A 6,562-nucleotide genomic window follows, 5' to 3' on the forward strand; every position below is an offset into this window, starting at 1 on the left:
GCTCGAGCGCCGGCTGGTCCAGGTTCGCCGAGGCCAGCCCGACGAGGGCCGCGACGGCGCCCTGGTTGGTCATCCCGGCCAGGCGCCATTGGTCAAAGCCTTGCCGCTCGGCCTGCTCAATCTGGTCGGCGGCCACGACCGCGGCCTCATCAAGCTGGCCCGTCTCGATATGTACCCAGGTCGCCATGAACCGGTTGAAGCATTCCATGAATCCGCTCTGGGGGAAGCCGAGATGTGCGGCTACACGCGCCGCAAGCCCCCGTTCGGTCTCAGCGGCGGCGAGATCACCACGCCAGAGCCGGATCAGGCTCAGGTGTACGTGGGCCGACGCAAGCGGCTCGTTGGGCAAGTACCACACCGCCTCGATCGGGTGCCGACCGGCGGCGGGCCGGCCGGCGGTCGCGTCGGTGAAATACGACACCGCAGCATCGAATTCGCCACGCAGCCACGCCAGCACACCGAACGACGACTCGATCGCCGGGCGGGACCAATGCCGTCCCACGGTCAGATCGGCGCGCAGTGACTCCAGCACCTGTGCCATGCGGCGCAGGTCTGCCCGGGTGGCGCAGTAGCTGACCAGCGCGATCAGCGTCGCGATGACCTCGTCGTCATGCAGGTCGCTGCCGCCGAGGTGCAGGCACCGCTCGAAATCGGCGGCCACCGCGGGGCTGGTGTAGAACTCCGCGGCGGCGGCCAGCAATCCTCGTTCCAGCCGCAACGCGATCTCGCGCCGGTCTCGTCCCGGGCCCGCGCCGCAGCGCTCGAGCCCGGCCAACGCGAGGCTCATGTAGCTGCGTGCCTCCGGCAGAGCGCCGCGGCGGCGAGCGGCGGCGGAGGCCTGCTGGTAGGCCACGGCCGCCTCCTCGAACCGCTCGGCCTGCTCATAGTGGGCGGCGACAAGCCGCCAGTCGGGGTCACCCGCGGCGCCGGTGACCAGGGCCTCGGCCACCCGGGCGTGCAGGTCGCGGCGCACACTGGGCGGCGCCAACTCGGCTGCCAGCTCGCGCAGCAGCTCATGGCGGAAACGCCAGCTGTCGGCGCCCCACGGCTCGAACACCATCACGTCCTCGAGATCATCGATGACATCGTCGATGTCGTTCTCGCTGAGGGTGCACACCGCCCGCAGCAGGCTCCGATCGGCCTGGCGCCCGATAATGGCGGCCGCCTTCACCACCTCGACCACATTCCCGGTCGCGCGCAGCCTGGCGAACAGCGGCTCATAGAGCGCGTCTGGCACGCCGCTCCTGCCCGGGGCTTCGGACCAGGTCGCCCTCAGCGCGCTTACGACTTGCTCGATGTAAAACGGCACGCCGTCGCAGCGGTTGCGCACGGCCGCCCGTTCATCGGCGGTCACGGTCGGATCCAGCGCCAGGACCAGCTCGTCGGTGTGCTCATCGGAAAGCGGTGTCAAGTCGAAGACCTTCACCGGCCAGGCGCCCGGCAGCCACTTGCCGTCGCGTCCCGTAATGACCACCAGCAGGCGACCGTCGGCTGCGCTCAGCAGGGTGTCGAGCAGCTCGACGGTCGAGGGGTCAAACCAGTGCGCATCCTCGGCGACGATCAGTCCGGGGCCACCGCCGACGCAGGCGAGCAGATACTCCTGCACGCCCTGGGCAATCAGTTCGTAGAGCTTGCGTCCTTCCGCCGGCACGGGCTCATAGCCGGCCTCTGGCCCGACACCGAGCACCGGCGCCAAGAACGGGATCACCGTCGCAGGGTCCAGCGAGCACGCCCGCACGTCGCGCTCGAGAAGCCGCAGCCGCTCGCCCGGCTCGGTGAGACGGCTTATGCCGCACCGGCGTTCGATCAGGATCCGCACCGGATGCAGGCCCGCGTCGGTGTGAAACGGCGACCCGTGCAACTCCAACACCACCGCGCCCGAACCCTCGACGAGCTCGACGGCCGCCGCGGCCAGCCGGCTCTTGCCGATCCCGGGCTCTCCGCGGAACGCCATCCCCGGTGTGGTCAACGTCGCGGCCTGGGCGCGCGCCCAACTTTTCCGGAGCCGCGCCCGCTCGCGGTCGCGACCGACCAGCGGCCCCCCGCGGAGCCCGCCTACGCGAACACGTTCACCGAGCACCCGGTGGTGGGCAACCACGCCGTCGACACCCTTGACTGCGGCCGGAGGCCCAGGTTCCAGCTCAAAGCTGTCGCGCACCATCGGCGCTACGGCATCCGAGACGACAAGCGAGTTCGGCGAGGCCAGACTGCACACACGCGCGGCCATGTTGGCCGCCAATCCGTAGACGTCATCCTCCGCAGTGTCGAGATACACCAGGCCGCGATGCACTCCGACGCGCACATCGATGCTCGCCCCTAACCGGCGCCGCACGTGTTCGCTCAAGTTTCCGGCCTCGCGGGCGATCTCGAGTCCCGCCAGCACCGCGCGCCGCGCATCGTTCTCATGAGCGGCGGGGTGGCCGAACACCGCCAGTAGCGCCTCACCCTTAGTCGATCCCAGATGCCCCTCGTAACGGTTCACGATCCTGCACACCTGATCGCAGTAGCGCCTCGCCACCTTGCCGTACGCCTCAGGTTCGATGCACGCAGACAAGGCCGTGGAATTGGCCAGCTCGGCAAACAGGATCGTCAGCCGCCGAATCTCACCGACATCGCCCGGCGCGGCCAGCAGATCCTCGGCGTCGGCGTTGCCGCGATCGGCAGCCAGCACCTGTTCCGCCAGCACCGTGGCGGTGGCGCGATCGCCGCGGTTGATCGCAACCACCGCCCGGTCAAGCAGCTCATCGATCGACGCAGCGCGCTTGGTAGGGCCCATGCGCCTCCCATCCCCGCAGCTGAGAATCATATCCTGTCCCAGGCATCGGGCGACCGCGAAAGACCCTTGCGAAACGCTGTATTTGAAGCGTGCAATGCGGTAAGCAAACACCATCGGCGCGTAGCGAACACATGACAGCTCGGCGGGCCTTTGCTGTCGTATGGCGATGCGTCAAGGTGCCGGCACCGCACAGACCGCGCCGGCGACCGCGGGCATATATGATTCTTTGGCCAGCGGGGCGCACCCAGATGAAACGGTATTGCACGTGACCGAACGGGCAGGCCACCCGGCACGAGACGCTTGGGCTGATCAAGAGGCGTCGATCGACGACCTAATCGATCGCGCCGTCTTGGCGATGAACCGCGGGGATCGGGTCACCGCGACGGCCCTGGCAGGGCGTATTCTGGCCGCGGACGAGCGAAACGCCGATGCCGAGGACCTGCTGGCCATCCCGCGTAGTAAGGCCGGCGAAATTCGGCGCTTGACAATGTTTTTCGCCGATCTGGTCGATTCCACGGTGTTGTCGCGTCGGGTGGAGCCGGAAACGTATCGACTGCTCGTCGGCAGCTATCGGGACATTGTGCTGCGACTCGTGCAGCGCTACGAGGGCCACATCGGCTCCATCAAGGGTGACGGGGTGCTGGCCCTGTTCGGTCATCCGATTACACACGAAGATGACGTGCGCCGAGCAGTGCTGGTCGGCTTGGAGATCAGCCGCGAGGTCGACCGTTTGGCCGAGCAGGCCCGGCGACGGTTCGAAATCGAGATCGCGGTACGGGTTGGGGTGCATCGAGGACTTGTGTATCTCGACACCGACGAAGATGACGTCTACGGGTTGGGCGCCAATTTGGCCGCCCGCGTGTGCGGTCTGGCCCCGCCCGGCGCCGTTGTCGTCTCGGATGCGGTAGAGCCATTGGTGCGCGACAGCTTTGAATTGCAAGCGCTTCCCCCGGCGCCGGTGAAGGGCATCGACGGGTTGATCACCCACTATCGTGTGGCGGGGGAGCGGATGACACCGGCTGCGACGGTGGGGCAGGCACCGATCGTCGGGCGTGAACGCGAGCTGATGCGGCTGCAGAAGAGCTGGGCGCGCGCGAAAGCCGGAAACCTGAAAACGCCTGGGGTGGTACTGCGCGGGGAGCCCGGTATCGGCAAGAGCCGACTCGCGGCTGAAGCGATCGAGCTAGTGCGGCGCGACGGTGGGGCGGTGATGGAGTTGACCGGCTCACCGTTTCACACTGACGTCGGCCTGCATCCGGTCCGCGCGCTGCTCGAGCATCGCTGCGGGATTGACCGACTGGCCGAGCCGCGGGAACGGTTGGCACTGCTGGAACGCGAGATTGCGGCGCAATCCCTTGATCCGGCGACGACGGTTCCGTTGTTGGCTCCGGTGCTCGGTATCGCCTCCAAGCACGGATATGAACCCGTGCCCGCCGACGGCGACAAGCTTCAGGAGCTGATCGCCAAAGCGACTCGGGGCTACCTGCTCGCGTGCTTCGGCGGTGCGCCCGGTCTGCTCGTGGCCGAGGACGTTCACTGGTTCGACCCGTCCACGATCGAGCTAGTCGGATGCCTGCTCGGCGCGGGAGACGGCCGGACGTTGACGGTGGTGACCGGCCGAACGGGGGACTGGCTGCCCCCTGCATGGCCCGTCAGGGTGTTTGAGCTGGCGCCCCTGACCGACGAGCAGACCGACACGCTGGTTCGGGCGTTGCATCCGACGGTCAGCGCGGAGGCAATGGCCGCGGTGTGTGAACGCTGCGACGGTGTGCCGTTCTACATCGAGCAGGTGGTAGCCGAACTGCACGCATCCGATGACGCGGCCGCGGTGCCCGACGCGCTATATGAGCCGCTGTTCGCCCGCCTGCGCGCCAAGCCGAACGGGTTGTCGGTGGTGCAGGCCACCGCGGTCATCGGCCGCGAGATCGACCGGGGCCTGCTGGGCGCGGTCGTCGGTCTCGGGGAGGACGAACTCGACGACGTCATCGACGAGCTCGAGGATGCGATGGTGCTCGAGCCGTGGGGAGTCGACGGCTGGCGGTTTCGCCACGAATTGCTGCGCGAGGTGGCCGCCGAGTTAGCGCCACCGAGTGTGCGGCGCCGCCTGCACGCCGAGGTAGCCGACGCCCTTGTCAAAGGAGTTGGCGGCGGTGATCCCGACTGGCGGCTGGCCGCGGGGCACTACGAGCAGGCGCAGCGGTGGGAGCAAGCCGCCTCCGCCTACCGGCGGGCGTCGAACGATGCGCAACGCCGCGGCGCGTTGGCCGAGGCGCGTGCCTACATCAGCCAGGCCATCACCCATATCGACGAGATCAAACCTGGCCCTGACCGGGATCGTCGCGAGATCGGCCTGCGGTTGCAGCGGGGAATGCTGATCGCGGCGGCCGAAGGCGTGGGAAGTCGGTTGGCGGCTGCAGACATGGAGCGCTGCCTGCAGCTGGGTGGAACGGACTTGAGTGACGGTCCGACATTCGCCGCCTTCGGCAACCTACTGATCTATTACGCCACACGCGGTGACGTGCTGCGGGCGGAACGGATCATGGGGCTGCTGAGTCCGGCTCGCCAGTTGAAGGTTTTCGTCGGAGCCTCGGGATTTCTGGCAATGCTGCGGGGGGACCTGCACAGTGCACGTCCCCAGATCGAGGAGTGGGCGGCCGGTATGGCAGCGACGTCGCATCAGTTCGAGGAGCTCGTGCTGCAACCGTACGAAGTGAAAGGCGCACCGCGTGTCGCGCTGGGCCTGGTGCATGTGTTCCAGGGCAACCTTGCCGATGCCGATGCCGAGCTAGCCGCCGCTGCTGACCACGCGGCGCAGGCGGGGTTTCCAAAGGGGCCGTTCACGCTGGCGTATACGCGCTTCGCTCAAGTATGGATGTGCACCGAAAGCGCTCAGCTCGAGCGCGCCGCGATGCTCGCCGCCGACTTGCTCGAGCTCACCCAACGGCACAGCTTCGACGGCTGGCACCTCGTCGGTGCGGCCCAGCGGGCCGCGGTGGATGCGTCAGCCGCATTGCGCGCTGGCGCCGTCGACATGGGCGCCGTGGCAGCACAACTCGTGACGCTGGGCACGTCGCTCGACTCCTGGAACGCGGCGGGTTTCGGCGCCTTCGCGCCGATCTATCACGGTGTGCTCTGCCGGTTGTTGATCGCCGTCGGTGAACTGGATGAAGCCGACCTCCGTCTGCAGGCCGGACTGCAGCTGGCTGAGGAGAACGGGGTGCACAATTGCGACGCCGAGTTGTTGCGGCTGCGTTCCCACACCCGCTCCAGACCCGATGACCAGAAGCGCGATATCGCTGCGGCGATCGAGATGGCTCGCCGCCAGGGCGCACATCTGTTCCTATTACGCACTGCCCTCGATGATTTCGAATTGCGCGGTCAGCCCGCACGCACCGAACTCCTCCACTCGGTACGGCAGATACCTGCCGACAGTCGCTGGCCGGAATTGGCGCGCGCGCGAACGCTACTGGAGCGGCAAGGGTAGACGCGTGAGTCCCGCCACCCACCGCGTACGCAGCCCGGCGGGCTGGCGAGCCGGTTCCTAATCCGGCGGCTCGTCCTCCGAGCCGCGAGTAGCCTCACGTTCGCGGTCGCTCGGCTTGCCGGGGACGCCTTCGGCTTCCCGCTCGTTGGCAACTTTCTCGTCGAGGCGATCGACGATGTTCTCCAGCTCCTGGGCGTGGCTCGGCTGGTCTCTGTCGGGTCCAGTCATTTGGCTTTCCATCAGGGTTCAGAAGTCGGGTAGCGGTACCCGTCGCTACCCAATACCCCGTTGCGCGATTGGTA

At 67.7% G+C, this 6,562-nt stretch carries 3 protein-coding genes; 1 reads left to right on the plus strand and 2 read right to left on the minus strand.

Annotation, left to right across the window (positions count from 1 at the left end; genetic code table 11):
- The coding region (locus JWP83_RS20700) for an adenylate/guanylate cyclase domain-containing protein (protein ID WP_297733985.1) at window positions 1-2,776 on the minus strand (2,776 nt) is incomplete at its 3' end.
- 265 nt (window positions 2,777-3,041) lie between these two features.
- On the opposite strand from JWP83_RS20700, the gene JWP83_RS20705 reads away from it, so the two are divergent.
- The gene (locus JWP83_RS20705; protein ID WP_367185656.1) at window positions 3,042-6,260 is read left to right on the plus strand and encodes an adenylate/guanylate cyclase domain-containing protein; all 3,219 of its coding nucleotides are present in this window, start codon (window positions 3,042-3,044) and stop codon (window positions 6,258-6,260) included.
- A gap of 57 nt (window positions 6,261-6,317) precedes the next feature.
- Here JWP83_RS20705 and JWP83_RS20710 read toward each other — a convergent pair whose 3' ends face one another.
- Window positions 6,318-6,500: a hypothetical protein gene (locus tag JWP83_RS20710; protein ID WP_297733989.1), complete on the minus strand. Its 183-nt coding sequence runs from the start codon at window positions 6,498-6,500 to the stop codon at window positions 6,318-6,320.
- Window positions 6,501-6,562 lie beyond the last annotated feature (62 nt).

Origin of the sequence: Mycobacterium sp. (assembly GCF_025965855.1) — a bacterium.
Classification (GTDB): domain Bacteria; phylum Actinomycetota; class Actinomycetes; order Mycobacteriales; family Mycobacteriaceae; genus Mycobacterium.

Coding starts and splice junctions, on each gene's coding strand:
- JWP83_RS20710 (WP_297733989.1), bottom strand. CDS start 6,500: ATGGAAAGCCAAATGACTGGACCCGACAGAGACCAGCCGAGCCACGCC.